Source organism: Stenotrophomonas sp., from assembly GCF_032103445.1.
Taxonomy (GTDB): Bacteria; Pseudomonadota; Gammaproteobacteria; order Xanthomonadales; family Xanthomonadaceae; genus Stenotrophomonas.
Map to the genome: position 1 here is coordinate 1 of NZ_DAMDFR010000036.1, position 25,162 is coordinate 25,162.

Here is a 25,162-nt window from a genome sequence, read left to right on the forward strand (position 1 = left end):
TGCCCCGGCGGCCGCCGCCGCTCCGGCTCCGGCTGCCAAGTCGGCTGCCGATGCCCTGCCCCCGGGTGCCCGCTTCACCGCCATCACCGAAGGCGTGAACCCGGCCGACGTCGACGGCACCGGCCGTCGCGGCGCGGTCACCAAGGAAGACATCGTCAACTTCGCCCGTAACGGCGGTGCCGGCAAGGCCGGTGGCGCACGTCCGGAAGAACGCGTGCCGATGACCCGCATCCGCAAGCGCATTGCCGAACGCCTGATGGAGTCCAAGAACTCCACCGCCATGCTGACCACCTTCAACGAAGTCGACCTGAGCAAGGTGTCGGCCGCGCGCAAGGAACTGCAGGACGAGTTCGTCAAGGCCCACGGCATCAAGCTGGGCTTCATGAGCTTCTTCGTGAAGGCCGCCGCCAACGCGCTGCAGCGCTTCCCGCTGGTGAACGCTTCGATCGATGGTGACGACATCATCTATCACGGCTACGCCGACGTCTCGATCGCCGTGTCGACCGAAAAGGGCCTGGTGACCCCGGTGCTGCGCAACGTCGAGCGCATGTCGTTCGCCGACATCGAAAAGACCATTGCCGAGTACGCCAAGAAGGCGCGCGACGGCAAGCTGGGCCTGGACGAACTGCAGGGCGGCACCTTCACCGTGACCAACGGCGGCACCTTCGGTTCGCTGCTGTCCACCCCGATCATCAACCCGCCGCAGAGCGCCATCCTGGGCATGCACGCCATCAAGGAGCGTCCGATCGCCCAGAACGGCCAGGTCGTGATCGCGCCGATGATGTACCTGGCGCTGTCCTACGACCACCGCATCATCGACGGCAAGGACTCGGTGCAGTTCCTGGTGGACATCAAGAACCAGCTGGAAAACCCGGGCCGCATGCTGTTCGGCCTGTAAGACCTTCCCGCCCCTCCGTGCTCCGCCCGGAGGGGTTCTGGTAAAGCAACAAGGAATTATCAATGGCTGAACAATTCGACGTCGTCGTCATCGGTGCCGGCCCGGCCGGCTACCATGCCGCCATCCGCGCCGCCCAGCTGGGCCTGAAGACTGCCTGCATCGACGCCGCACTGGGCAAGGACGGCAAGCCGGCCCTGGGTGGCACCTGCCTGCGCGTGGGCTGCATTCCGTCCAAGGCGCTGCTGGACTCCTCGCGCCAGTACTGGAACATGGGCCACATCTTTGGCGACCACGGCATCAGCTTCAAGGACGCCAAGATCGACGTCGAAGCGATGGTGGGCCGCAAGGACAAGATCGTAAAGCAGTTCACCGGCGGCATCGGCATGCTGTTCAAGGCCAACAAGGTCACCGCCTACTACGGTTTCGGTGAGCTGCAGCCGGGCAAGATCGTCAAGGTCACCCAGCACGACGGCACCGTGGTCGAGCTGGCCGGCACCAACATCATCATCGCCGCCGGTTCGGATTCGATCGAACTGCCGTTCGCCAAGTTCGACGGCGAGACCATCGTCGACAACGTCGGCGGTCTGGACTTCACCGAAGTGCCGGCCCGTCTGGCCGTCATCGGTGCCGGCGTGATCGGCCTGGAACTGGGCAGCGTGTGGAAGCGCCTGGGTTCGGAAGTGACCATTCTGGAAGCGCTGCCGGACTTCCTGGCCGCAGCTGACGCCGAAGTGGCCAAGGTCGCTGCCAAGGAATTCAAGAAGCAGGGTCTGGACATCCGCCTGGGTGCCAAGGTCTCCAAGGCTGAAGTCACCGGTAAGGGCAAGAAGAAGGAAGTCGCCCTCACCTACGCCGACGCCGAAGGCGAAAAGAGCCTCACCGTCGACAAGCTGCTGGTCGCCGTGGGCCGTCGTGCTGCCACCAAGGGTCTGCTGGCCGAAGGTACCGGCGTCAAGATCAACGAACGCGGCCAGATCGAAGTGGACGCCCACTGCCACACCGGCGTGGACGGTATCTGGGCGGTCGGCGACTGCGTGCGCGGCCCGATGCTGGCGCACAAGGGCTTCGAGGAAGGCATCGCGGTGGCCGAGCTGATCGCGGGCCTGCCGGGTCACGTCAACTTCGACACCATTCCGTGGGTGATCTACACCGAACCGGAACTGGCCTGGGTCGGCAAGACCGAACAGCAGCTGAAGGACGAAGGCATTCCGTACAAGGCCGGCAGCTTCCCGTTCGCCGCCAACGGCCGTGCCGTCGCCATGATCGAGCCGGCTGGCTTCGTCAAGGTGCTGGCCCACGCTGAAACCGACCGCATCCTCGGCATGCACCTGGTCGGTGCCAACGTCTCCGAGCTGGTGCACGAAGGTGTGCTGACCATGGAGTTCAGCGGCTCGGCCGACGACCTGGCCCGCATCTGCCACGCGCACCCGTCGCTGTCAGAAGTGGTCCACGACGCCGCCATGGCCGTCAGCAAGCGCGCCATCCACAAGGCCAATTGACCGGTCATTGTGTGAGGTAACAAAAAACCCCGCCTCGGCGGGGTTTTTTGTGTGTGATTGATGGCCCCGGATTGAGCGTAGAGCCACGACCTGCGTGGCTTCGCGGCGCCAGATCTCCCGTAGTGACGCGCCATGCGCGTCATCGCGGTGCCCGAACAGGGTCGAAGCCACGCAGGGCGTGGCTCTACGGCACGCTATTCGTCACGCCATCGCGCGCCCGCCACCCAGCATCCGTGCCGGCAGCATGAACAGCGCGCGCAGGAAGGCGAACAGCGCCGAGAAGGTGATCCCGACCAGCCGGAACGGCAGGCTCAGCAGCCACACAAACGGCCAGGCCATCAGGGCCAGGATCGCCAGCGGCCAGCACAGCACGAACAGCAGGCACCACACACCGAGCGCGAACAGGGTCTTCATGACGGGGGCTCCATGCGCGGCACCATGCCGCATGGAAACAAAGTGCCGCCCTGCCCCGCCCGGGGCAAGGGGTTTGCGACGAAACCCCGGATACGGGCGATGAATTATTCGAACGAACCCACCGAATCGTGGGACAGGTTGTCGAACCGGGTGTACTCGCCAAAGAACTTCAGCTTGCACGAGCCGGTCGGGCCGCCTCGGTGCTTGCCGATGATGATCTCGGCCAGGCCTTTGTCCGGCGAGTTTTCCTTGTTGTAGTAATCGTCGCGGTAGATGAACACGATCATGTCCGCGTCCTGCTCGATTGCGCCGGATTCGCGAAGGTCAGCCATCACCGGGCGCTTGTCGGTTCGTGTTTCCAGCGAGCGGTTCAACTGCGACAGCGCGATCACCGGCACGTTCAACTCCTTGGCCAGGCCCTTGAGCCCTCGCGAGATCTCCGAAATTTCGGTGGCGCGGTTTTCACTGTTGCCTGGCACGCTCATCAGCTGCAGGTAGTCGATCACCACCAGGCCGAGGTCGTGCTCGCGCTTGAGGCGGCGGCACTTGGAGCGCAGCACTTCCGGCGACACGCCCGGGGTGTCGTCGATGAAGATCTTGGTTTCCTTCAGCATCCGGATCGCGCCGGTGACACGGCTCCAGTCTTCATCTTCCAGCTGACCGGTACGCAGGCGCTGGGCGTTGATGCGGCCGTTCGAGGAGATCAGACGCATCGCCAGCTGCGACGCCGACATTTCCATCGAGAACACCGCCACGCCCTTCTTCGACTTGATCGCCGCGTACTCGGCGATGTTCAGGGCGAACGTGGTCTTGCCCATGGCCGGTCGCGCCGCCAGGATGATCAGGTCGGTCGGCTGCAGGCCGGCGGTCATCGCGTCGAAGTCGGCGTAGCCGGTCGGCAGACCGGTGATGTTGCCGCCGTTCTCGAAGCGGTTGCGCAGCTCCTCGAAGGCGTCCTTCAGCGCGCCCGGCATGGCCACGAAGTCGGTGCGGCCACGTGCGCCCTGTTCGGCAATGGCGAACACGGACTTTTCCGCGGCCGACAGCAGCTCGGAGCTGTCTCGACCTTCCGGCTGGAAACCGTCGTTGACGATATCCGTGCCAACCTGGATCAGCTGGCGCAGCACCGCCTTGTCGCGCACGATCTCCGCGTAAGCGGCGATGTTGGCCGCCGACGGCGTGGTGCTGGCCAGTTCAATCAGATAAGCCCCGTCGCCGACCAGCTCCAGCTTGCCCTGCGATTCAAACCACTCGCCCAGGGTCACCGCGTCGAACGGGCGGTCGCGCTCGGACAGCTCGCGGATCGCCCGGTAGATCATCTGATGGTCGCGACGATAGAAGTCCGTCTCGTTGAGCTGGTCATTGACCCGGTCGTAGCTTTCCGGGGCCAGCATCAGCCCGCCCAGCACCGCCTGCTCGGCTTCGATCGAATGCGGCGGCACGCGCAACTGGTCCATGCGCGATTCATCGCGCTCGAAGCGGTCGCCGCGTTCTTTGCGGTCGTTACGGAAGCCGGAGCGGGCAGACATGTAGGACGGGGTTCCTGCGGCGTGGAGCGTGCTACATGGTACCGCCAACCGCCCGGCACAACCGGAACAACCTTGTGGATAAGCCGTGGACAATCGCACGCGGGTGCCGGCACGACCAACGGTCGTGCCCTACCGGTGCGTGGCGATCCACGCCAGGAACTTGTCGGTGAACCCCTGCAGGAAGCCGCGGGTGCTGTCATTGCCGATTTCACCGTCGGCGTCGATCAGGCCTTCCTTGAAGTGCAGGAACACTTCCGGCTGGCCCAGCACCGGCATGTCCAGGTAGGCCAGCACATTGCGCAGGTGCTGCTGGGCCAGCGCGGTGCCGATCACCCCGATGGAGGCACCGACCACAGCGGCGGGCTTGCCGGCGAAGGCGCTGTCGCCGTAGGGGCGCGATGCCAGGTCGATGGCGTTTTTCAGCACGCCCGGAATGGAGCGGTTGTATTCGGGGGTGACGAACAGCACCGCGTCGGCGCTGCGGATCTGGTCTTTCAGGCGCACGCCTTCCGCCGGGTAGTGCTTGTCGAAGTCCTGGTTGTACAGCGGCAGGTCGCCGATCTGCACATAGTCAAAGGTCGCCTTGTTGCCGGCGAGTTTTTCCAGCGCGTGGGCCAGGGCGAGGTTGTGCGAGCCGGTGCGCAGGCTGCCGACGAGGACGGCGATTTTGGGGGTGGCCATGGGGGGCTTCCTGTCGAGGGAATCCCCAGCGTAGAGCCACGCCCTGCGTGGCTGCGTGAACGGGTCCAGCACCGCGCAGCCACGCAGGGCGTGGCTCTACGTCTGTTTCCTGCACCGCGAAGCCACGCAGGGCGTGGCTCTACCGAACCTGGGCCCGCACCTGCTTCCAATGCGCCTGCCAGGCCTGGAACATCAACACATTCCACAGATGCGTGTGCCACTTGCGCTCGCCCTGCTGGAACTGCTGCCACAGCGGGGCGACCGCATTCACCTGGAACACGCCCTCGCCCGCCAGCCGCGCCGGGTCCAGCAGATCGTCGGCCCAGCCGCGCAGGTCGCCCTTCAACCACGCACTTACCGGTGCGCCAAAGCCACGCTTGGGCCGGTGCACCATGTCCTGCGGCACATACCGCCCCAGCACCCGCTTGAGCAGGTACTTGCTGACGCCATCGCGCTGCTTCAGGTGCAGCGGCAGCGACCACGCAAACTCGGCCACCCGCCAGTCCAGCAGCGGTGCACGCGCCTCCAGGCTGACCGCCATGCTGGTGCGGTCCACCTTGCACAGCAGATCATCGGGCAGATAGGTGCTGAAGTCGGCCAGCATCATCGCGTCGGCCGGTGAACCGGCTCCGTGCAGCGGATCGGCCAGGTCATAGAAGCTGCCCGCGCCCTTGGCACCAATCACCGCGGCGACCGGGTCGCGCCAGCGCGAAATGCGGTTGCGGTACACATCGCCGATGCCACGCGCCCCGGTTTCGGCCAGCAACGCGGCCAACCCTCCTGTGCGCGAGGCCTCGCCCTGGGTGTGCGCATGGGCGGCCAGCCAGCGCCGCAGCGGGGCCGGCACGCGGCCGAGCAGGTTCCAGTTGCGCAGCGCACGCTGGTAACGGCTGTAGCCGAAGAACAACTCGTCGCCGCCATCGCCCGACAGCGCCACCGTCACCGAACCGCGGGCCAGCTTCGCCACCAGCGCGGTCGGCACCTGCGAGGCGTCAGCGAACGGTTCGTCAAACATCGACGGCAGCTGCGGCACCACCGCCAGCGCGTCCGCGCCACTGACATACAACTCGGTGTGGTCGGTGCCCAGGTGCCCGGCCAGCGCCTTGGCCAGTGGCGCTTCGTCGTGGTCCGAGCCCTCAAAGCCAATACTGAAGCTGTGGATGGGCGTGGACGACTGCGCCTGCATCAGCGAAGCCACCACGGACGAGTCGGTGCCGCCAGAGAGGAACACGCCCACCGGCACATCCGCCACCATGCGCAGCCCCACCGCGTCGCGCAGCAGGCCGTCGAGCTGGAATTCGGCGTCGTCGTCGCTGCCGGCGAAGGGGGCGGCCAGTGCATGCTGCATACGCTCACGTGCGTTCCAGAACGGCACCTGCTGCTGGTCCGGACGATGCGCGGCGGCACCGGCGGCGACCGCCGCCGCGTCCAGGCGCAGCACCCGCCCCGGCATCAGCTTGAAGCAGCGCTCGTGGATGCAATGCGGGGCCGGAATGTAGTCCAGCCGCATCAGCAGGGTCAGCGCGTCGCGGTCGACGTCATTGTCGAACTGCGGGTGCTGCCACAGCGCTTTCAGCTCCGAGCCGAACACCAGCGTGTCGCCGGCCCAGCCGTAGTACAGCGGCTTCTTGCCAACCCGGTCGCGGGCCAGCCACAGGCACTGTTCGGTGCGGTCCCACAGCGCGATGGCGAACATGCCGTTGGCCCGCTGCAGGGTCTCGTCCACGCCCCAGGCGACAAACGCGGCCAGCAGCACCTCGGTGTCCGAATGGCCGCGGAAGCCGTGGCCGAGCGCTTCCAGTTCGGCGCGCAGCGCGGCGAAGTTGTAGACCTCACCGTTGTAAGCCAGCACATATCGGCCGTCCACCGAGGCCATCGGCTGATGACCCAGCGGCGACAGGTCCAGGATGCTCAGCCGGCGATGCGCCAGGGCGATGCCGGCAGCGGCATCTGCCCATACCCCGCGATCATCCGGCCCGCGGTGCAGCAGGGCGTCGCCCATCTGCCCTGCCCGGTGTTCCAGTGCGCCCTGTTCCGTTCCCGGGGCCGCCAACAGCATGCCTGCCAATCCACACATCAGTCAGTGTTCCTGCGCCAACACCCGCGCGGCGCTTACCAGTGCATTGTCGCTTGGAAGCACGCACATTGCTGCCCCTGCGAGCGGGGTATAGGTGTCAGCCCCACTCACCCGCTGCAGCGGCAGGTGGCCCAGGCCGGCCTCGACCAATGCGGTGATCACCCCCTCACCCACCCCGGCGCTGTGCCGGCCCTCGTCCACCACCAGCACCCGCCGTGCGTCGGCGGCCTGTGCCGCAATGAAACCGGCGTTGAGCGGCACCAGCCAGCGCAGGTCCACCACCCGCACCTGCCAGCCCTGCTCTTCTTCAATGCGAACCGCAGCGCGCAGGCTCATCGGCACGCCGTTGCCATAGGTGAAGATCACCAGGTCGCTGGCGTCGGGCTGGTACACCCGGCCCTCGCCCAGCACCAGCGCCTGGTCCGGTGGCGGGTACGGGAACAGCCACTGGCCATCGCCCGGCGCATGCAGATCCTTGGTCATGTACAACGCAATCGGCTCCAGAAACACCGCGACGCGGCCATCCACCTGCGCCAGTGCGGCCAGGGTGCGCAGCATCATCGCCGCATCATCACCGCGCGAGGGGCAGCCGACCACCAGCCCGGGAATGTCACGCAGCGCGGCAATCGAGTTGTCGTTGTGGAAGTGCCCGCCGAAGCCCTTCTGGTAGCCCAATCCGGCAATGCGTACCAGCATCGGATTGCGATACTGGTTGTTGGAGAAGAACTGCAGCGAACAGGCCTCGCCGCGCAGCTGGTCGGCGGCGTTGTGCAGATAGGCCAGGTACTGGATCTCCGGTATCGGCAGCATGCCCAGGTTGGCCAGCCCCTGCGCCATGCCCAGGATCATGGTTTCATCCAGCAGCGTGTTGAACACGCGGCGCGGGCCAAAGGCTTTCAGCAGGCCCTTGCTCACAGTGTAGACCCCACCCTTCTGCGCCACGTCCTCACCGAACAGCAGCGCGGCGGGGTATTTGCACAGCAGATCGTGCAGGGCCTGGTTGATCTGCACGGCGAGGTGGCGCGGTGGCTGCAGTTCGGGCAGTGCCGCTGCGCCGCCGAACGCCTGCTCACGCTCCTCGGCCGCTGCCGGTCGGGTGGCTTCGGCATGCACGGCGGCCGGGGTGTACGGAGCCAGTGGCGCGACGATCTCCTCCAGCGTGTCCAGCTTGGGACGTGCGTCCGCCGCTTCGGCGGCGGCGAAACAGCGCGCGCGGATCGCCTCATACCGCTCCAGGATGCCGTCGGCGCTGAGCCAGCCTGACTGCAGCGCGATCTGCGCCGAGCGCAGCAGCGGGTCGGTGGCCTCGGCCGCGCACAGTTCCGCCAGCGGCCGCCACTCGATCTCGAAATCGGTCCCGGCATGGCCCATCAAGCGCGTGGTGCGCAGATGCAGGAAGGTCGGCCGGCGCGTGTAGCGGCAGTGTTCCAGCGCGCGCTCGACCTGGGCGTGGCCGTCGGCCAGATCCAGGCCATCGGCGTGGAAGTAATCCAGGCCCGGGCGGTGGCGGAAGCTGTCGGCGATCCAACCGGTGGGCGTTTTTACCGAGATGCCGATGCCGTTGTCCTCACACACGAACAGAATCGGCGCGGGTAAGCGCTGGTAGGCCGCCCAGGCGGCGGTGTTGAATGCCGTCTGCGCGGTGGCGTGGTTGGCCGAGGCATCGCCAAACGAGCAGATCACCACGCTGTCTTCTGGAATCGGCAGCGCGTGGCCGATGCGGCGTGCGCTTTCGATCGCCAGCGCGGTGCCCAGCGCCTTCGGCAGGTGCGAGGCGATCGTCGAGGTCTGCGGCAGCACCCAGAGCGGCTTGCTGCCCCAGACCTTGTGGCGGCCACCACTGGCGGGATCGTCACGACTGGCGGCGAATGACAGCGCCGAATCCATGACCGGATCCATGCCCGGCAGCTTGCGGAAGCGTTCTGCCATGAACGCGCCCGAGCGGTAATGCAGGAATGCCGGATCGGTGTGCCGCGCCGCGCGTGCGACCAGCGCATTGCCTTCGTGTCCGGACGAGCCAATGGTGTAGAACACCTTGTTCTGCACCCGCAGCACCCGCGCCATCAGATCGAGATGGCGGCTGATCAGCTGCGACTCGAACAGGGCGTCGAAACCGGCCGCGTCCAGCGTGCTGCCGGGCAGGATCGGTTCGTGGGGTGCCGGGCGGGGAGCCGGCTGCCCCTGCCAGTGGCGGACAAACTCGATGAAATTGGTGTCGCAGATTTCAGCGCGGTTGAGGCCCTTCATGCGGGCCGGAATCGGATCGGGAACCACGGCAAACATCCATCACCCTCCGTGACGTGTTGCGGACGTAGACGACCTTTCGCCGCATCAGGCCATAGGGGATTCGGATTTGCCAAGAGCAGGCGCAACAAAAAAGGCCGGGGGCGGTTGCCCCCGGCCTCTGGTCTCGATCATTGATTCCTGGTTGCCGGGCATGGCCCGGCACTACGTTACTGGTTGACCGCAGCGGTCTGGGTGACCAGCTGGCCATCCACCACCGGCAGGCGGTCGCTGGCCGGCTTGTTGTCCATCTTCACGGTCTTTTCGACACCGTCGTAGCGGTAGGTCACGTTGTAACCGGTGACCGCATCGGTGGTGCCCATGGCAATGCGGGTGCCCGGCTTGCTGGCCATGCGCATGGTGCCGGTGGTGCCATCTTCATTGCGGTAGGTCACGTTGTAACCGGTGACCTTGGTCGACTCAGACGTGGCGGTTTCGGTGTGGCACTGGCGCTCGGTGCGGTTGACCACACGGCCACCGACGTGGCGCTTGTCGACCTGGTTGCCGATCAGGCCACCGGCCACGGCACCGGCTGCGGTGGCGGCCTTCTTGCCGTTGCCGCCGCCGACCTGGTTGCCGAGCAGGCCACCGATGACCGCACCGGCCACGGTGCCGCCGACATTGCCGTCGCGCTCAGGCAGGCGCTCCTGCACCACCACGTCCTGGCAGACCTCATGCGGGGTCTGGGTGGTGGAGGTTTCGCGCACCGGCTCGGTGCCGATCACGGTGGCGTAGGCCTTTTCCTTCTTGGTCAGCGGATCGACCTTGACCACGTCGGCATATTCCAGCCCGCGCGGCGCGTCCACCGGCACCGCGTCAGAGGCAGCCCCGTCATTGGCCAGCGGCGTGGTGTCCAGGGTCGGTCGGGTCTGCGCGGCGGTCACCGGGTCAGCGGAGTTGCCGCTTTTCATGAAGGCAGCGGTGGCGATGCCGCCCACCAGCAGGGCACCTGCAGCGACCAGAGCAGTAGTAGTTGTGCTTTTCATTTCCGACTCCCTGCGGACGATCCGCAACGTTCTTGGTGAGGATTCCAGCATGCAACACCTGAACGGAATCTCCACATGACGCTTACAGCCGCATCGCCCATTCAGGTTCTGTCATTCTACGGCGCGTGATAGCGTTTACAGCATTACTGGAGGACTCCGCGATGGCCAATCCCCTGCTGCTTCCGATCGTCAACTGGGCGCGTCGGTTGCGCTACCCCACCCTGTTCAAGATCACCGCCGCGTTGTTCGCGCTGACCTTGTTCATTCCTGACCCGGTGCCGTTCGTGGACGAGATCCTGTTCGCGCTGGGCACGTTGCTGCTGGCCAACTGGAAGCGACGCAGCGACGATCTGCCGCCCACCCTGCCGACCCCGCCGCGCGCGTGATCCTGTTCGACAGCCACTGCCATCTGGATGCGGATGAGTTCGATGCTGACCGCGCCGAGGTGATTGCGCGCGCGCAGGCTGCCGGCGTGCGTGCGCAGGTGCTGCCGGCGGTGACGGCGGCGAGCTGGCCCAAGCTGCGCGACAGCTGCGGGCTGGCCGAGGGTCTTTATCCGGCGTATGGCCTGCACCCGATGTTCCTGGACCAGCACCGGCCGGAGCATCTGGAACAGTTGCGCGAATGGATCGCGCAGGAGCATCCGTGCGCGGTTGGCGAATGCGGCCTGGACTTTTTCGTGGAAGGGCTGGATGTCGCGCAGCAGCAGTTCTACTTCGTCGAACAGCTGAAGATCGCGCGCGAATTCAACCTGCCGGTGATCGTGCACGCACGGCGCGCGGTGGATGCGGTAATTGCCGCGATCAAGCAGGTGGGTGGGCTGCGTGGCGTGGTGCACAGTTTTCCGGGCAGTCCCGAGCAGGCCGAGCAACTGCACAAGCTGGGCTTCCTGCTGGGGCTGGGTGGGCCACTGACCTATGAGCGGGCCCAGCGGCTGCGGCGGCTGGTGGCGCAGATGCCGCTGGAACAGCTGCTGCTGGAAACCGATGCGCCGGACCAGCCGGATGCCGGTATTCGCGGGGAACGGAATGAGCCGGCACGGTTGGCGGTGATTGTGGAGACCGTGGCGCAGTTGCGCGGGGAGCCGGCGGAGGTGATTGCGGCGCAGACCACGGCCAATGCAAAGCGGTTGTTTGGCATGGCTGACCGGATGTAGGGACACGCCATGCGTGTCCGCGCGGTGATGGGTTACGTTGGACACGCATGGCGTGTCCCTACGTCAATCGCGCTTCTTCAGCAGCATCTCCAGCGCCTTGCCCACGGCGGCAAACGCAAACGCCCCTGTAATGTGGGTGGCCGCGCCCAGGCCGGCACCGCAATCCAGTTTCAGCGCGGCATCGGCCCCCAGCTGTGGTCGCAGCCCGCACACGCTGCCATCGGCCTGCGGGTACTTCACGTTTTCCAGCGAATAGATCGCCGGTACACCGAAATAGCGCGACGCGTTCTTGGGGAAGTTGAAATCACTGCGCAGCTTCTTGCGGATCAGCGCCAGCATCGCATCGTGTTCGGTGCGTGAGACATCGCGCACCCGCACCAGGGTCGGATCGGTACGCCCGCCTGCAGCGCCCACGGTGATGATCGGCAGCTTGCGCCGGCGGCACCAGGCGATGGTTTCGACTTTCACCCGGAAACTGTCGCAGGCATCAATCACCAGATCGAAGCCGCGGTCCAGCAGTTCTTCCATGTTGCCCACGGTGAGGAACGCCGCCACCGGGTCGACCGAGATGTCCGGGTTGATCGCGCGGCAGCGCTCGGCCATCGCCTCGGCCTTGTTACGGCCATACATGCCGGCCAGCGCCGGCAGCTGCCGGTTGGTGTTGGACACGCAGATGTCGTCGGCGTCGATCAGGGTCAGGTGCCCCACCGCCGTGCGGGCCAGCGCCTCGACCACCCACGAGCCGACCCCGCCCATGCCGACCACCGCCACCCGGCGGCGCGACAACTGGTCCACGGTGCCTACCCCATACAGCCGGTCGATGCCGGCAAAGCGCTCACGCAATACGTCGTTCATGGGCGGCATTTTAGACGCCCGGATGCCCTGATTCATCTGCCAGCCACGAATCCACGTCTGGATTGGCGTCCTGTTCACACTCGGCAGGACAGGATCGCCCCATGCGCACCAGACGCATGCAACCACCCGATCTGGCCAGGAGAACCCTCATGAAGATTCAACTCATTGCTGCCGCTGCCGTGGCCACTGTCGCACTGGCCGGCTGTGCCACCTCGCCGGGTTATGGCGGTGGCGGTTACAACAGTGGCGGCTACAACAACGGCTATGGCAACAGCGGCGGCTACAACGATTCGCGCTGCGCTGACTGTGGCATCGTCACCCGCATCAACACCGTGGCCTCCGGCCGTACCGCCCCCGCCGCCACTGGCGCGATCCTGGGCGGCATTGTCGGCGCGGTCGCCGGCCACGAGATTTCCGACCACACCGGCGGCAGCAAGGGCAACCAGAATGTCGCTGCAGCGGCCGGTGCCATCGGCGGCGCGCTGGCCGGCAACCAGATCCAGAAGAACGTCACCAGCGACACCTTCGACATTACCGTACGCATGGACGACGGCCGCACCATCGTGGTCAACCAGCGCGACCTCGGCGGTATCCGCGAGAATACCTATGTGCGCGTGGTGAATGGCCGGGTGATTCTGCGCTGAGTTTCAGGCCCCATGGCAGATAACGAAGAAGGCCCGCTTGCGCGGGCCTTCTTTTTGAAACAGGGGAAAAACGGTTTTACAGCGGTTCCACCGCGTCCGCCTGCAGGCCCTTCTGGCCCTGCACCACGGTGAAGGAGACCTTCTGGCCTTCCTTCAGGCTCTTGAAGCCCTGGCTCTGGATCGCGCGGAAATGCACGAACACATCTTCGCCGCTTTCGCGGCTGATGAAACCAAAGCCCTTGGCATCGTTGAACCACTTCACGGTACCAGTTTCTTTACCTTCAGCCATCTCACTTACTCCCTGGGGATCTGCTATGTCGTTGGATACGCCGGTTACGGCGGCTGACAGCAAGGGGGGAAGCGAGGTGCGTAGATGCATCTGGACGAATCTAGCATCATCAGGCCACGATCCACGGTGACCTTGCCAAGCTCAGCGCCTGCAACTTAACCCGGGCAAAATGAAAAAGCAACATACCAAATTCGAATAAGTCAACCCTATTTCCAAAACCGTACGGTACAGAATGGACCCTTCATTCATCTTTTATCTGCTAGCGGTTGTGCTGGTGCTGGTGGGCATCGCCGGCATCATCCTGCCTGCTCTGCCCGGTATTCCGCTGGTGTTCGCCGGGCTGCTGGCGGCGGCGTGGACCGGCGGCTTCCGTCATGTCGGCTGGGTGCCGCTGACGGTCCTGGGACTGCTGACCCTGACCTCGTTCGCGGTGGATATCCTGGCCACCGTGGTGGGAGCCAAGCGGGTCCAGGCCAGCAGCAAGGCGCTGTGGGGCACCTTCATCGGCAGCATCGTCGGGTTGTTCTTCATGCCGATCGGGCTGTTCGCAGGCCCGCTGCTGGGGGCGCTGGCCGGGGAGTACTGGCATACCCGCGAGCTGGGTCGCTCGACCAAGGTGGGGCTGGCGACGTGGATGGGTATCCTGCTCGGGGTGGCGCTGAAGCTGGCGATCGTGATCGCGATGCTGGGGATCTTTGCGTTTTCGTGGTTTTTCTAGACCGCCGCACGGGTCCTCATGCGCACTGATTGGACCGGCTGCTGTTGACGGTTGAGGTCTGACCCGTAGAGCCGGGCTTGCCCGGCTGCTGTTGGCGGGAAACATCAGGCGAAGAGCAGCCGGGCAAGCCCGGCTCTACGACGACTTCGCCACATCTGGTGCAGAATGTGCCCGTTTTCCCCCTTACCGTGCGGCCCGCCCCCATGACCACACCCCGTCCCCGCTCCGCGTTGTTCTGCGCATTAGCCTTGGCTTGCGCCAGCACGGCCGCCGCACAGGAAGTCGCCCCAACCCCGGCCACGCCGGAAGCCTGCGCACTGGTCGGTTCCGATGCCGCCCGCCTGGCCTGCTACGACACCCTGTTCCGGCGTGGCGTGCAGACCACCCAGGAGGCCGATGCTGCCGCCATCGCCGCCCAGCAGGCGCGCCGCGAGGAACGCCAGGCGGCGCGCGAGGCACAGGCCGACGCGCCGGCCGGTGAAAAGGTGAAGCACCGCCTGGGCGAGCTGTTCAAGAACGACGGTCATGAGCAGGCCCTGGCCAACGCCGGCAAAGGCTCGCTGCTGGACAGCCGCTGGGAACTGGCGCAGGACTCCAAGCTGGGCGCGTTCCAGTTACGCGCTTACAAACCTGTGTATCTGTTGCCGGCGTTCTGGACCAGCGACAAGAACCAGATGCCGCAGTCACCCAATCCGGACAACACCGTCACCACACCGCAGCAGCTCGACAGCAACGAGCTGAAGTTCCAGCTCAGCTTCAAGACCAAGGTGTGGGAGAACGTGTTCGGCGACAACGGCGACCTCTGGGCCGGCTACACCCAGAGCTCGCGCTGGCAGGCCTACAACGCTGACAACTCGCGCCCCTTCCGCGAAACCAATTACGAACCGGAAGTGATGATGATGTTCCGCACCGGCTACTCCATTGGCGGCTGGCGCGGGCGCATGGCTGGCTTGAGCCTCACCCACCAGTCCAACGGCCGCGCCGACCCGCTGTCGCGCAGCTGGAACCGGGTCATCCTCAACGTCGGCCTGGACCGCGAGAACTGGGCACTCGTGCTGCGCCCGTGGTACCGGCTGCCGGAAGACCGCGAAGACGACAACAACCCGGACATCGAGGACTACATGGGCCGCGGCGACGCGGTACTGACCTGGAACCGCAACGGTCACGAAGTCTCGCTGATGGCGCGGCACTCGCTGCGCGGTGGCGACCGTTCGCACGGCGCGCTGCAGCTGGACTACGGTTTCCCGATCAGCAACCTGCTGCGCGGGCACATCCAGGTCTTCGATGGCTACGGTGAAAGCATGATCGACTACAACCACAAGGCCACGTACGTGGGCGTGGGCGTGTCACTGCTGGAGTGGTACTGATGACGGTGACGATCTGGCACAACCCGCGCTGCGGCAATTCGCGCGGGGCGTTGGAACATATCCGCGCCGCGGGTATTGAACCGGTGATCCGCGACTACCTGACCGATGTGCCCAGCGAGGCGGAGCTGCGCAAGGTGCTGAAGGATGCCGGCTTGCAGGTGATCGAGCTGGTGCGCAGCAAGGAAGCGGTGTTTGATGAGCTGGGGCTGGAGGGGGCGGATGATGCCACTCTGCTGGGGGCGATGCAGACGCACCCGATTCTGATCAACCGGCCGGTGGTGATCACGCCGAAGGGTACCAACCTGTGCCGGCCGCCGGAGAAGGTGCTGGCGTTGTTGTAACGCCCGATCCGGCGTAGAGCCACGCCCTGCGTGGCTTCGACCAAGTCCGGCACCCCGAAGCCACGCAGGGCGTGGCTCTACGGCATTGCGAAGTCGTACAGGGACACGTCATGCGTGTCCAGCGCGTCCTCAGCCGCCACAGCGGGAGGAACACATGCTCAGCTGTTCACCACACCCCAGTTCCGGCATCCGGTCGGCGCAGCTGTTGGCGCTCATGTCGCAATAACGCCGTTGCTCCGGGTCTTTGAGCTCCGAACAACGGCTTGCATTCCGGGCCACCTGCGATTCGCATTGTGACAACCGGGTGGAGCGCGGCTCTGCCGCACAACGGCGGTAGGTTTCCTGGCACTGGATCGCGCACTGGGCGCTGGCGGTGAAGCCAACGCCGCCGTCGTAACCGGTGTCGGTGCTGCGGCAGGAAGCCAGGCTGAACAAAATGGCGAAGGCGGCTGCAATGCGGATTCCCTGCATGAGATGCTCCTTGTGTGCTTATGCAGCCTAACAGATCGCGCTGACACGCATGGCGTGTCACTACCACAAGGCCGCCCGACCATGGATCGTAGTGACACGCCATGCGTGTCAAAGCCATGATCCTGCGTTCGCGGACACGCCATGCGTGTCATCGCGCACTGAAACGAAGACCGTCACAGCCAATCAGTGATGTCCTCGCGCCGATACACCTCGGCAAATGCTGGACGCGCTTTCAGGTGATCCGCATACGCCTTCAACACCGGCCACGTATCCGTCGGCCGTGGCATGTTGCGCGACCAGCGCATCAGCATCACCAACATGAAATCGACCATGCTGAGCTGCTCGCCCAGCACGTACGGGCCTGCACCCTCGATATGCTCGGCAAACTGCTGCCAGGCATTTTCAAGCTGCTGGCGGGCATGTTCGCGCACCGCTTCCACGTTCTCAGGCCCCGCCACTTCATCGGCGTAGAACCACGCCCGATATGCCGGCTGCAGGGTATTGGCGCACCAGAACATCCAGCGATACGCCACGCCGCGCGCTGGCGTTCCAGGTGCCGGCAGCAACCCTGCCTGCGGATGGCGGTCGGCCAGGTACAGCGCGATGGCGGCGGCTTCGGTCAGGACCTGCCCATCGATCAGCAGCGTGGGGACGCGGCCGGCTGGGTTGAGGGCCAGGTAGTCGGCCGCCTTCTGTTCGCGGGTGTCGAAATCGAGCAGGACGAGTTCGTGTTCGATCTGCAGTTCCAGCAGCAGCCAGTGCACCACCAGCGAGGCGGTGCTGCGGGAACCGTAGAGGGTGGTGGTCATGGGCGCGGTGGGGGTCGGGATGGGAGCCCGATTATGTGGTTACGGCGCGCACGCCGGTAGAGCCACGCCCTGCGTGGCTTCGATGACGTCGGGCACCGCGAAGCCACGCAGGGCGTGGCTCTACATCTGCGTTCGGCACCGCGAAGCCACGCAGGGCGTGGCTCTACGTCGGGATTACGCTACGACAACCGGAATTCCGGCGATGCGGGCCTGCCACTCGCGCGGGCCGGTGGTGTGCACCGACTCACCGGTGGAATCCACCGCCACGGTGACCGGCATGTCCTGCACGGTGAACTCGTAGATCGCTTCCATGCCCAGGTCGGCGAAGCCCACCACCTTGGCGGCCTTGATCGCCTTGGACACCAGGTAGGCCGAACCACCCACCGCCATCAGGTAGGCCGACTTGTTGTCGCGGATCGCCTCGATCGCGGCCGGGCCGCGCTCGGCCTTGCCGACCATGCCCAGCAGACCGGTCTGTTCCAGCACCTGGCGGGTGAACTTGTCCATGCGCGTGGCGGTGGTCGGACCGGCCGGGCCCACCACTTCGTCGCGCACCGGATCAACCGGGCCGACGTAGTAGATGAAACGGCCCTTCAGGTCGACCGGCAGCGGCTCGCCCTTGTTGAGCATGTCGACCATGCGCTTGTGCGCGGCGTCGCGGCCGGTCAGCAGCTTGCCGTTGAGCAGCAGGGTCTGGCCCGGCTTCCAGCTGGCCACATCCTCCGGGGTGATCGTGTCCAGGTCCACGCGGGTGCCCTTGGACGCGTCATAGGTAATCTGCGGCCAGTCTTCCAGCGACGGCGGGTCAAGCATCACGGGGCCGCTGCCATCCAGGGTGAAGTGCGCGTGGCGGGTCGCCGCGCAGTTCGGAATCATCGCCACCGGGAGGTTCGCGGCGTGGGTCGGGAAGTCCTTGACCTTGATGTCCAGCACCGTGGTCAGGCCGCCCAGGCCCTGCGCGCCGATGCCCAGCGCGTTGACCTTGTCGTACAGCTCCAGGCGCAGTTCCTCGGCGCGGTTGGACGCGCCACGGGCCTTCAGTTCGTTGATGTCGATCGGCTCCATCAGCGATTCCTTGGCCAGCAGCATCGCCTTTTCAGCGGTGCCACCAATGCCGATGCCGAGCATGCCGGGCGGGCACCAGCCGGCCCCCATGGTCGGCACGGTCTTCAACACCCAGTCGACGATGGAGTCGGACGGGTTGAGCATGGCGAACTTGCTCTTGGCTTCCGAACCACCGCCCTTCGCCGCCACGATCACCTCGACGGTGTCACCCGGCACGATCTTGACGTTGACCACGCCCGGGGTGTTGTCCTTGGTGTTGATGCGCTTGCCCGCCGGGTCAGCCAGCACCGAGGCGCGCAGCTTGTTGTCCGGGTGGTTGTAGGCACGGCGCACGCCTTCGTTGGCCATGTCTTCCACGCCCATGGTGGCGTCGTCCCAGCGCACGTTCATGCCGATTTCCAGGAACACGGTGACGATGCCGGTGTCCTGGCAGATCGGCCGGTGGCCTTCGGCACACATGCGCGAGTTGATCAGGATCTGCGCCATCGCTTCCTTCGCCGCCGGCGACTCCTCGCGCTCGTAAGCGGCGGCAAGGCTCTTGATGTAGTCGACCGGGTGGTAGTACGAGATGTACTGCAGCGCGTCGGCGATGGACTGGATGAGGTCTTCCTGCTTGATCGATGTCACGTAATGCTCGCTTGCTCGGGGCTGGCGGGGGAGTTAGCCAACCATTTTACCTGTCCGGCCCGGCGCAGATGGGAATGAGTCCCGACAACGCCCGGACAGACCGTTGCGCCCCTGTCACAGCCGCCTGCCCTGCCCCGTCTATTACGATGAAGACGCCCGATCCGGACGTCATGGAGTTCCTGCAATGTCTGCTTCCCCCCGTGTTCCGTATGCCCGCCTTGCCCACGAGGCCTTCAAAGCCCTGCTGGCCACCAGCAAGTCCGTGCATGACAGCTCCGTCGACCCGACCCTGATGGAACTGGTGTTCCTGCGCGTTTCCCAGATCAACGGCTGCGGCTACTGCATGGACATGCACGGCACCGCGCTGCGCAAGGGCGGGATCGAGCCGCGCAAACTGGACACCCTGCCCGCCTGGCATGAGAGCCGGTTCTTTGATGAGCGTGAGAAGGCGGCGCTGGGCTGGGCTGAGGCGCTGACCCGACTGCCGAGTGGTGCGCCGTCCGATGCGGCGTTTGACGCGCTGGCCCCGCATTTTGATGAGAAGGGCATCAGTGACCTGAGCATGGGCATTGCGGTGATCAATGCCTGGAACCGGTTGGGTGCGGGGCTGCTGCCGCCGTTGCCGTAAAGGCGTGCCGACCAACGGTCGGCACCTACCGGCGGGGCTGGCACAATGACCCCCATGCCTGCCCCTACCCCCAGCAAAAACCCGAGCCTGCGTGAGCGCTTCCAGGCGCTGCGCAACCTGCCGCCGTTCCTGCGCCAGATCTGGCAGGCCAGCCCCTGGCTGGCCACCGCCAGCCTCGGCCTGCGCGTCATCCGCGCCCTGCTGCCGGTGGCCATGTTGTACGTGGGCAAGCTGATCATCGATGCCGCCCTGCTGCTGAGCCGCCATGAAGCCGGCTTCCCACCGTTCAGCGAAGCACTCTCCAGCGGCTTGCTCAACCCCCTGCTGGTGCTGCTGGCGCTGGAATTCGGGCTGGCCATCGCCTCGGACCTGCTGGGCCGCATCGTCAGCTACGCCGACACCCTGCTGTCGGAGTTGTTCACCAACGCCACCAGCGTGCGGTTGATGGAACACGCCGCCGAGCTGGACCTGGAGGACTTCGAAGACCCCGACCTGCAGGACAAGCTGGACCGCGCCCGTCGCCAGACCATGGGCCGGATGAACCTGATGAGCCAGCTGTTCGGCCAGGTGCAGGATGCGATTACCGTGGCCAGCCTGGCGGTGGGCCTGCTGGTGTATGCGCCGTGGCTGATCCTGCTGCTGGCGGTGGCACTGGTGCCGGCGTTCATCGGCGAATCGCACTTCAATGCGGCCGGGTACAGCCTCAACTTCCAGTGGACGCCCGAGCGCCGTCAGCTCGACTACCTGCGCCAGATCGGGGCCAGCGTCGAAACCGCCAAGGAAGTGAAGATCTTCAACCTGCACCGGTTCCTGATCGACCGCTACCGGTTCCTGGCCGACAAGTTCTTCCAGGCCAACCGCCGGCTGGCACGCAAGCGCGCGTTCTGGGGCACGCTGCTGGCCGCGCTGGGCACGCTGGGCTACTACACCGCCTATGCCTACATCGCCTGGCGTACCGTGCGCGGCGACTTCTCGATCGGCGACCTGACCTTCCTGGCCGGCAGCTTCCTGCGCCTGCGCCAGCTGCTGGAAGGCCTGCTGATCGGCTTCTCGCAGGTCGCCAGCCAGGCCCTGTACCTGGACGATCTGTTCTCGTTCTTCCAGATCCAGCCGGAAATCCATTCACGCACCGACGCGGTGCCGGTGCCGCAGCCGATCACCCAGGGCTTCGTGTTCGAGAACGTCGGCTTCCGCTACCCGGAGGCGGAGCGTTGGGCGGTGCGTCACCTGAGCTTTGAGCTGCGCGCCGGCGAAGTGCTGGCCCTGGTGGGCGAGAACGGAGCCGGCAAGACCACCCTGGTGAAGCTGCTGGCGCGCCTGTACGACCCCGATGAGGGTCGCATCCTGCTCGACGGCCGTGATCTGCGCGATTACGACCTGGACGACCTGCGCGCCAACATGGGGGTGATTTTCCAGGACTTCGTGCGCTACAACCTGACTGCCGGCGAGAACATCGGCGTCGGCCTGGTCGGGGCGATGGACGACAAGACCCGGATCCGCGACGCCGCTCGCCGAGGCATGGCCGACGAGGTGATCGCCGGGCTGCCGGACGGCTACGACCAGTTGATCGGGCGGCGCTTCAAGCAGGGTGTGGACCTGTCCGGCGGCCAGTGGCAGAAGATCGCCATCGCCCGTGCCTACATGCGCGATGCGCAGGTGATGATTCTGGATGAACCGACTGCCGCGTTGGATGCACGTGCGGAGTTCGAGGTGTTCCAGCGCTTCAAGGATCTGTCCGACAACCGGACGGCTGTGCTGATTTCACACCGGTTCTCGTCGGTGCGCATGGCCGACCGGATCCTGGTGCTGGCTGAAGGGCGGCTGGAGGCCAGTGGTACCCATGCGGAGCTGATGGCCCAGGGCGGGCGCTATGCGGAGCTGTTCGAGCTGCAGGCGGCGGGGTATCGGTAACGGGTTCAATGAGAATTTATCTCATTTGAGCTAGAATAGCCGCGACGAACCAGATCAGACCCACCCCCATGTCTTCCGCTTTTGGTGCCGAAACGGTGCTTGAAGTCCGTCACTGGACGGACGCCTACTTCAGCTTCACCACCACCCGTGACAGCGGTTTCCGCTTTGAAAACGGCCAATTCGTGATGATAGGCCTGGAAACCGAGGCGCGGCCGCTGCTGCGTGCGTATTCCATCGCCAGCGCGAACTGGGAAGAGAACCTGGAGTTCTTCAGCATCAAGGTGCAGGACGGTCCGCTGACCTCACGCCTGCAGCACATCAAACCCGGCGACAAGGTGCTGGTGGGCAAGAAGCCGACCGGCACCCTGCTGATCAGCGACCTGCATCCGGGCAAGCACCTGTACCTGCTGGGCACCGGTACCGGCCTGGCCCCGTGGCTGTCGGTGATCAAGGACCCGGAAACCTACGAGCGCTTCGACAAGGTGATCCTCACCCACGGCGTGCGCTTCGAAAAGGACCTGGCCTACCGCGACCTGTTCGAAAAGGAACTGCGCGAGCACGAATTCCTGGGCGAGATGATCGGCGACAAGCTGCTGTACTACCCGGCCGTCACCCGCGAACCGTTCCCAAACCAGGGCCGCCTGACCTCGCTGCTGGAAAGCGGTGAAATGCAGCGCACCCTGGGCCTGCCGGAACTGAGCCCGGAGAACGACCGCGCGATGATCTGCGGCAGCCCGCAGATGCTGGCTGATCTGCGCCAGGTGCTGGACGCGCGTGGTTTCCAGACCTCGCCGCGTATTGGTACCCCGGGGCATTACGTGTTCGAGCGCGCGTTCGTCGAGAAATAATCACCGCCGGGCGCATACGCGGGGCACCGACGCGTAGAGCCACTCCCTGCGTGGCTTCGCGGTGTCAGACGAGGTCGCAGCCACGCAGGGCGTGGCTCTACGGGGCTCGATCATCCATTGTTGGCGCGGTTACGCCAGCACCTTCTCGATATCCCCACGCAGGCTTTCCGGCTTGTCGGTCGGCGCATAGCGTTCCAGCACCTGCCCATCGCGGCCCACCAGGAACTTGCTGAAGTTCCATTTGATGCCCTTCGTGCCGAGCAGGCCGGTCTTCTCGGCCTTCAGCCACTGCCACAGCGGGTGCGCCTTGTCGCCGTTGACGTCGATCTTCTCCGACAGCGGGAAGTCCACCTCGTAGGTCAGCGAACAGAAGTTCCGGATCTCCTCGGCATTCCCCGGCTCCTGGTGGCCGAACTGGTCACAGGGGAAGCCCACCACCACCAGCCCGCGCGGGCCGTACTCGCGCCATAAGGCTTCCAGACCCTCGTACTGCGGGGTGAAGCCGCATTTGCTGGCCACGTTCACCAGCAGCAGCACCTTGCCCTTGTACTGCTCCAGAGCTTGCGGCTGGCCCGCCAGGTCCACGAACGAGAAATCGAAGGCGGTGGTCATGGCGGGTCTCCGTAAGGTGGAAAGCCCGATTGTGGCACCCCGCGGACACGCATGGCGTGTCCCTACACCCATTCCCGCCGTAGGGACGCGCCATGCGCGTCCGACGCCGCCCCGCCCGCCCCCTGTCGCACATGCCTTTTGACACAAGCCGCCCCGGTTCCCCCCGGGTTACCCTCGGGCACTTGTCTGACCGGAGATTTCCCCTTGACCACCCGTCTTGCCCTCGCTGTCGCCGTGACCCTCGGCCTGGCCCTGCCCGCCTACTCCGCCGTTGCTGCCACCCCGGCCGCCACCGCCGCCCAGCAGGCCAACCCGTTCTTTGCCGACAGCCCGCTGCCGCTGCACTTCCCGCAGTTCGACAAGATCAAGGACAGCGACTTCGCTCCCGCCTTCGACGCCGGCATGGCGCAGCAGCTGAAGGAAGTCGAAGCAATCGCCAACAACAAGGCCAAGCCGACCTTCGACAACACCATCATCGCCCTGGAAAAGAGCGGTGACACCCTGGACCGCGCCACCACCGTGTTCTTCTCGCTGGTCGGTGCCGATACCAACGACACCCGCAAGAAGCTGCAGGCCGATTACTCGGCCAAGTTCGCCGCGCACAGCGACGCCATCGCGCTGAACGGCAAGCTGTTCGCCCGCATCCAGGCGCTGTATGACACCCGTACCCAGCTGGGCCTGGACGCCGAAGGCGTGCGCCTGGTCGAGAAGTACTACGAAAGCTACGTCCGCGCCGGTGCCAAGCTCAACGACGCCGACAAAGCCAAGCTGAAGGAAATGAACGCCGAGCTGGCCAACCTGGGCACCAAGTTCAGCCAGAACGTGCAGAACGAAGTGAACGCCTCGGCCGTGGTGGTTGACGACGTCAAGCAGCTGGACGGCCTGTCCGCCGAGCAGATCGCGGCCGCCGCCGAAGCGGCCAAGGCACGCAAGCTGGACGGCAAGTACGTCATCGCCCTGCTCAACACCACCGGCCAGCCGCCGCTGACCAACCTGACCAACCGCGACCTGCGCAGGAAGATCTTCGAAGCGTCGACCACCCGTGGCAGCCGCGGCGGTGAGTTCGACAACACCGCCTTGGTCTCGCGCATCATGACCCTGCGTGCGGAGAAGGCCAAGATGATGGGCTTCCCGAACTTCGCCGCCTACAACCTGACCAACCAGACCGCGAAGACCCCGGAAGCGGTCAACGCCATGCTGGGCCAGCTGGCCCCGGCCGCGGTGGCCAACGCCAAGCGCGAAGCCGCCGACCTGCAGGCGATGATCGACAAGGAACAGAAGGCCGCCGGCAAGCCGACCTTCAAGCTGGAAGCCTGGGACTGGGCGTTCTACAGCGAGAAGGTGCGCCAGGCCAAGTACAACTTCGACGAATCGCAGCTGAAGCCGTACTTCGAAATGAAGAACGTGCTGGAAAACGGCGTGTTCTTCGCCGCCAACCAGGAATTCGGCCTGACCTTCAAGCAGCGCACCGACCTGCCGGTGTACCACGAAGACGTCACCGTGTATGACGTGTTCGATGCCGACGGCAGCCAGCTGGCGATCTTCATCTTCGACCCGTATGCGCGCGCCTCCAAGCGTGGCGGTGCCTGGATGAACTCGTATGTGTCGCAGTCCGAGCTGACCGGTTTCAAGCCGGTGGTGGCCAACCACCTCAACATTCCCAAGCCGCCGGCCGGCCAGCCGACCCTGCTGACCTGGGACGAAGTGACCACCACTTTCCACGAATTCGGCCACGCCCTGCACGGCATGTTCTCGAACGTGAAGTACCCCTACTTCTCCGGCACCTCGGTGCCGCGTGACTTCGTCGAGTTCCCCTCGCAGGTCAACGAGATGTGGGCCGACAACCCGCTGATCCTGAAGAACTATGCCAAGCACTACCAGAACAGCACCGCCATGCCGCAGGAACTGCTGGACAAGGTGATTGCCGCAGCCAAGTTCAACCAGGGCTTCGCCACCACCGAATACCTGGGTGCCGCCATGCTGGACCAGCGCTGGCACCAGATCAGTGCCGACCAGGTACCGGCTGCCAAGGGTGTGATGGACTTCGAACGTGCCGCGCTGGAGAAGGACGGCATCTTCTTCGCCCCGGTGCCGCCGCGCTACCGCACCCCGTACTTCAGCCACATCATGGGCGGCTACTCGGCCGGTTACTACGCCTACATCTGGTCGGAAGTGCTGGACGCCAACACCCAGAAGTGGTTCCGCGACAACGGCGGCCTGAGCCGCAAGAACGGCGACCACTTCCGCCAGACCCTGCTGTCCAAGGGCGGCAGCGTGGACGCGATGCAGCTGTTCCGCGACTTCGCCGGCCACGAACCGCAGATCGAGCCGCTGCTTGAAAAGCGTGGGCTGACTTCGGAAACGAAGTAACCCTCAAAACCGCCCGGTAACCCCGGGCGGTTTTTTGTTGGGGCGACGATGCATCCTTCATCCGGATGGCTTTGACACGCATGG

Annotated in this window: 24 protein-coding genes; 12 read left to right on the plus strand and 12 right to left on the minus strand. The window is 65.3% G+C overall.

Annotated elements, in window-relative coordinates:
* Both sucB and lpdA read left to right on the plus strand, forming a co-directional pair.
* A partial coding sequence (sucB, locus tag RT551_RS13490) for a dihydrolipoyllysine-residue succinyltransferase (protein ID WP_313459521.1) occupies positions 1–898 on the plus strand: 898 nt, incomplete at its 5' end.
* A 62-nt stretch (positions 899–960) separates the two neighbouring features.
* A complete protein-coding gene (lpdA, locus tag RT551_RS13495; protein WP_313459524.1) occupies positions 961–2,397 on the plus strand; it encodes a dihydrolipoyl dehydrogenase in 1,437 nt (478 codons plus the stop codon).
* A 201-nt stretch (positions 2,398–2,598) separates the two neighbouring features.
* Here lpdA and RT551_RS13500 read toward each other — a convergent pair whose 3' ends face one another.
* From RT551_RS13500 to RT551_RS13525, 6 genes are all read right to left on the minus strand, one after another.
* On the minus strand, positions 2,599–2,811 hold the full coding sequence (locus RT551_RS13500; protein WP_313459527.1) for a hypothetical protein: 213 nt from the start codon (positions 2,809–2,811) through the stop codon (positions 2,599–2,601).
* 104 nt (positions 2,812–2,915) lie between these two features.
* On the minus strand, positions 2,916–4,340 hold the full coding sequence (locus tag RT551_RS13505) for a replicative DNA helicase (protein WP_282298589.1): 1,425 nt from the start codon (positions 4,338–4,340) through the stop codon (positions 2,916–2,918).
* A 129-nt stretch (positions 4,341–4,469) separates the two neighbouring features.
* Positions 4,470–5,021 carry an NAD(P)H-dependent oxidoreductase gene (locus RT551_RS13510; protein ID WP_313459529.1) on the minus strand — a complete coding sequence of 184 codons (552 nt, stop codon included), beginning with the start codon at positions 5,019–5,021 and terminating at the stop codon, positions 4,470–4,472.
* 139 nt (positions 5,022–5,160) lie between these two features.
* Entirely contained in the window at positions 5,161–7,098 is a 1,938-nt protein-coding gene (gene asnB, locus RT551_RS13515; RefSeq protein WP_313459531.1) for an asparagine synthase (glutamine-hydrolyzing), read from the minus strand.
* 3 nt (positions 7,099–7,101) lie between these two features.
* Entirely contained in the window at positions 7,102–9,381 is a 2,280-nt protein-coding gene (locus RT551_RS13520; protein WP_313459533.1) for a thiamine pyrophosphate-dependent enzyme, read from the minus strand.
* 170 nt (positions 9,382–9,551) lie between these two features.
* Positions 9,552–10,367, minus strand: coding sequence for a glycine zipper 2TM domain-containing protein (locus RT551_RS13525; protein ID WP_313459540.1), 816 nt, complete (start codon positions 10,365–10,367; stop codon positions 9,552–9,554).
* 161 nt (positions 10,368–10,528) lie between these two features.
* Between RT551_RS13525 and RT551_RS13530 the strand changes: the two genes are divergently transcribed.
* The gene (locus RT551_RS13530; protein ID WP_125359283.1) at positions 10,529–10,753 is read left to right on the plus strand and encodes a DUF6116 family protein; all 225 of its coding nucleotides are present in this window, start codon (positions 10,529–10,531) and stop codon (positions 10,751–10,753) included.
* Entirely contained in the window at positions 10,750–11,523 is a 774-nt protein-coding gene (locus RT551_RS13535; RefSeq protein WP_313459544.1) for a TatD family hydrolase, read from the plus strand. The genes RT551_RS13530 and RT551_RS13535 overlap by 4 nt, the downstream gene beginning before the upstream one ends.
* Before the next feature lie 63 nt (positions 11,524–11,586).
* Here RT551_RS13535 and RT551_RS13540 read toward each other — a convergent pair whose 3' ends face one another.
* On the minus strand, positions 11,587–12,378 hold the full coding sequence (locus RT551_RS13540) for a tRNA threonylcarbamoyladenosine dehydratase (protein WP_313459546.1): 792 nt from the start codon (positions 12,376–12,378) through the stop codon (positions 11,587–11,589).
* A gap of 149 nt (positions 12,379–12,527) precedes the next feature.
* Here RT551_RS13540 and RT551_RS13545 point away from each other — a divergent pair, with 149 nt between their 5' ends.
* Positions 12,528–13,022 (plus strand): glycine zipper 2TM domain-containing protein, encoded by a 495-nt coding sequence (locus RT551_RS13545; RefSeq protein ID WP_313459548.1) that lies wholly within the window; start codon positions 12,528–12,530, stop codon positions 13,020–13,022.
* A 76-nt stretch (positions 13,023–13,098) separates the two neighbouring features.
* On the opposite strand, the gene RT551_RS13550 is transcribed toward RT551_RS13545, so the two are convergent.
* Entirely contained in the window at positions 13,099–13,311 is a 213-nt protein-coding gene (locus RT551_RS13550) for a cold-shock protein (RefSeq protein ID WP_313459551.1), read from the minus strand.
* 232 nt (positions 13,312–13,543) lie between these two features.
* Between RT551_RS13550 and RT551_RS13555 the strand changes: the two genes are divergently transcribed.
* From RT551_RS13555 to arsC, 3 genes are all read left to right on the plus strand, one after another.
* Complete coding sequence (locus tag RT551_RS13555; protein ID WP_313459553.1) at positions 13,544–14,029, plus strand: DUF456 domain-containing protein; 486 nt, start codon at positions 13,544–13,546, stop codon at positions 14,027–14,029.
* Positions 14,030–14,232: 203 nt separating this feature from the next.
* Positions 14,233–15,396 (plus strand): phospholipase A, encoded by a 1,164-nt coding sequence (locus tag RT551_RS13560; RefSeq protein WP_313459555.1) that lies wholly within the window; start codon positions 14,233–14,235, stop codon positions 15,394–15,396.
* Positions 15,396–15,737, plus strand: coding sequence for an arsenate reductase (glutaredoxin) (gene arsC / locus RT551_RS13565; protein WP_313459557.1), 342 nt, complete (start codon positions 15,396–15,398; stop codon positions 15,735–15,737). Before RT551_RS13560 ends, arsC begins: the two co-directional genes overlap by 1 nt.
* Positions 15,738–15,866: 129 nt before the next feature.
* Here arsC and RT551_RS13570 read toward each other — a convergent pair whose 3' ends face one another.
* From RT551_RS13570 to RT551_RS13580, 3 genes are all read right to left on the minus strand, one after another.
* Positions 15,867–16,208 (minus strand): hypothetical protein, encoded by a 342-nt coding sequence (locus RT551_RS13570; protein ID WP_313459560.1) that lies wholly within the window; start codon positions 16,206–16,208, stop codon positions 15,867–15,869.
* Between the two features lie 173 nt (positions 16,209–16,381).
* Positions 16,382–17,017 carry a glutathione S-transferase family protein gene (locus RT551_RS13575; RefSeq protein WP_313459562.1) on the minus strand — a complete coding sequence of 212 codons (636 nt, stop codon included), beginning with the start codon at positions 17,015–17,017 and terminating at the stop codon, positions 16,382–16,384.
* A gap of 174 nt (positions 17,018–17,191) precedes the next feature.
* On the minus strand, positions 17,192–18,709 hold the full coding sequence (locus RT551_RS13580; RefSeq protein ID WP_125359291.1) for a fumarate hydratase: 1,518 nt from the start codon (positions 18,707–18,709) through the stop codon (positions 17,192–17,194).
* A 184-nt stretch (positions 18,710–18,893) separates the two neighbouring features.
* On the opposite strand from RT551_RS13580, the gene RT551_RS13585 reads away from it, so the two are divergent.
* From RT551_RS13585 to RT551_RS13595, 3 genes are all read left to right on the plus strand, one after another.
* Positions 18,894–19,337, plus strand: coding sequence for a carboxymuconolactone decarboxylase family protein (locus tag RT551_RS13585; protein ID WP_313459566.1), 444 nt, complete (start codon positions 18,894–18,896; stop codon positions 19,335–19,337).
* A 54-nt stretch (positions 19,338–19,391) separates the two neighbouring features.
* Entirely contained in the window at positions 19,392–21,248 is a 1,857-nt protein-coding gene (locus RT551_RS13590; protein WP_313459569.1) for an ABC transporter ATP-binding protein, read from the plus strand.
* A 68-nt stretch (positions 21,249–21,316) separates the two neighbouring features.
* A complete protein-coding gene (locus RT551_RS13595) occupies positions 21,317–22,096 on the plus strand; it encodes a ferredoxin--NADP reductase (RefSeq protein WP_282298522.1) in 780 nt (259 codons plus the stop codon).
* A gap of 129 nt (positions 22,097–22,225) precedes the next feature.
* On the opposite strand, the gene RT551_RS13600 is transcribed toward RT551_RS13595, so the two are convergent.
* Positions 22,226–22,708 carry a glutathione peroxidase gene (locus RT551_RS13600; protein ID WP_313459572.1) on the minus strand — a complete coding sequence of 161 codons (483 nt, stop codon included), beginning with the start codon at positions 22,706–22,708 and terminating at the stop codon, positions 22,226–22,228.
* A gap of 204 nt (positions 22,709–22,912) precedes the next feature.
* On the opposite strand from RT551_RS13600, the gene RT551_RS13605 reads away from it, so the two are divergent.
* Complete coding sequence (locus RT551_RS13605; RefSeq protein WP_313459573.1) at positions 22,913–25,078, plus strand: M3 family metallopeptidase; 2,166 nt, start codon at positions 22,913–22,915, stop codon at positions 25,076–25,078.
* The last annotated feature ends 84 nt before the right edge of the window (positions 25,079–25,162 follow it).